The sequence below is a fragment of the Nocardia sp. NPDC058666 genome, assembly GCF_042714895.1.
Taxonomy (GTDB): Bacteria; Actinomycetota; Actinomycetes; order Mycobacteriales; family Mycobacteriaceae; genus Nocardia.
In genome coordinates, this window is the sequence record NZ_JBHXRY010000058.1 from 1 (window position 1) to 1,976 (window position 1,976).

Consider the following 1,976-nt stretch of genomic DNA (forward strand, 5'->3'; position numbering starts at 1 on the left):
CCCTCGAAAGGCGCAGCAGATGCACGTGGTCCCCGGGCTCAAGGTCCTGTACTTCGGAACTCCGGTGGTGTTGATCAGTTCACGCAACGAGGACGGGACGGCGAACCTGGCGCCGATGTCCTCCGCATGGTGGCTCGGCCGGTACTGCATGCTCGGGCTGGGCAACAACGCCCGGACGACCGCGAACCTGCTGCGGGAGGGCGAGTGCGTGCTCAACCTGCCCTCGTCGGCGATGGCCGATGCCGTCGACCGGATCGCGCTCACCACCGGGAAGCCTGACATGCCCGACTACAAGACGAAGCAGGGCTACCGGTACGAGCCGGACAAGTTCGCGGCCGCAGGGCTGACCGAGCAGGCATCTGACCTGGTACGGGCCCCCAGGGTCGCGGAGTGCCCCGTCCAACTGGAGTGCAGGACCGTCTCGGCGCACCCCTTCGGCGGCGGCGATACGGACGCCACCGCCTTCCAGGTCGAGGTGCTCCGCGCCCATGTGGACGAGGAACTGGTCATCCCGGGAACCCACTACATGGATCCGGTCGGCTGGGATCCGCTGATCATGAAGTTCTGTGAGTTCTTCGGAGGCGGAACCAGTCTCCGCCCGTCGAAGCTCGCCAAGGGCTGGAACATGCCGCACCGCGCGACGGACCGCGTCACGAGGTAGCGGGTGCAACCGGCTCGGCTCGGCACGCGTCGGATCGCCTTGCGGCAGGTACGTTTCGCTCACCGGCCGGAGCCGCCCCCGACACTAGGCTCAGGACGTGGGACAGCCCGAGCAGCGCGTCGAAGGCGCAGGACCGTTCACCACCCGGCTCACCTGGCAGCGCCCCCAAGGGGAGACGGTGGTCTGGGACTCGCGGCTGGCGCGCAGGCGCGGCACGCTGTCGGTCCGGGGCCCGGGGGACACGGCCGACCGGCCCTCGCCCGCCGGTCCGCAGGCACTGCACCGGCTGCGCAGGCTCAACGCCATCGCCTCGAGCGCGTTCGTCATCGGCGGGGCGCTCTTCGCGATCGGGGCGGCCCTCGCCCAGTTCGGCGCGGGTGATCCGTTCCAGAGCGCCTGCGTGTACTTCGCCGGGGGACTGTTCTTCAACACCGGGGGCTACGCCTCGCTCCTCCAGGTGCTGAACGCGCCCCGCCACGCTCCCGATGGCCGGTTCCTCGGCACGGCCGACTGGAGGTGGTGGGGGTACGAGCCGATGCGGCTGGACTGGCTGAGCACGTTCGTTCTGTTCGTCGGAACACTGGTCTTCGGCATCAACCTGTTCGACTCCTTCCTGCAGGGCCTCACCGTCCAGCAGGTCAACCGGCTGATCTGGACCCCCGACGTCATCGGGTGCGTGCTGTTCCTGATCTCGGGGCATCTGGCGTTCGTCGAGATCTGCCATCGCTCCCGGATCTGCTTCCGCTCGCGCAGCCTCGGGTGGTGGATCGTCGCGGTGAACCAGATCGGCTCTCTGCTCTTCATGGTCTCGGCCGTGGCCGCCTTCACCCGCCCCGGCACCGGCGACCTGGTCAATGTCGGCATCGCCAACTGGGGCACACTGACCGGCGCCATCAGCTTCTCGATCGGCGGCGTCCTCCAGTTCTTCGAACGGCCGTAGGGCGCTCCTAGTCCCGCCCTCCGCGGTCGCCGTCCAGGCCCGTGATGACGGCTCCGCTGTGCAGCCGCGCGGTCAACGCGGGCCGGGCGGCCGGTGCGGGAGCAGGTGCAGGTGCAGGTGCAGGCGCCGGTGCCGGTGCGGTCAGGGAGCGGCCCGAGGCGTGGGCGCGTACGGGACCGGTGGCGTCGATCTCGGCGACCTCGCGGCTGCCCGCGGCGAGCAGGTAGGGCCGCCCCGAGGGTGCGCTCCACACCGTGCCCGCGAGGACGTGCTGGCCGAACCGGCCGCAGGCGGCCGTGGCGCGGGCCCGGGCCACCGGCACCGAGGACCCGCCGGCCGGGCGCAGGCGTACCTCGACATCGCCCTGTCCCGACC

At 70.6% G+C, this 1,976-nt stretch carries 3 protein-coding genes; 2 read left to right on the forward strand and 1 reads right to left on the reverse strand.

The features are described 5' to 3' along the window. Both ACFWVD_RS28380 and ACFWVD_RS28385 read left to right on the forward strand, forming a co-directional pair. Positions 1-661 (forward strand): flavin reductase family protein (locus tag ACFWVD_RS28380; protein WP_379247939.1); only part of this gene is annotated, 661 nt, incomplete at its 5' end. A 97-nt stretch (positions 662-758) separates the two neighbouring features. Further along, positions 759-1,601, forward strand: coding sequence for a hypothetical protein (locus tag ACFWVD_RS28385; RefSeq protein ID WP_030389525.1), 843 nt, complete (start codon positions 759-761; stop codon positions 1,599-1,601). Positions 1,602-1,608: 7 nt separating this feature from the next. On the opposite strand, the gene ACFWVD_RS28390 is transcribed toward ACFWVD_RS28385, so the two are convergent. Then, positions 1,609-1,976, reverse strand: a 368-nt coding sequence (locus ACFWVD_RS28390) for a hypothetical protein (RefSeq protein WP_379247941.1), incomplete at its 5' end; no start/stop codon positions are given.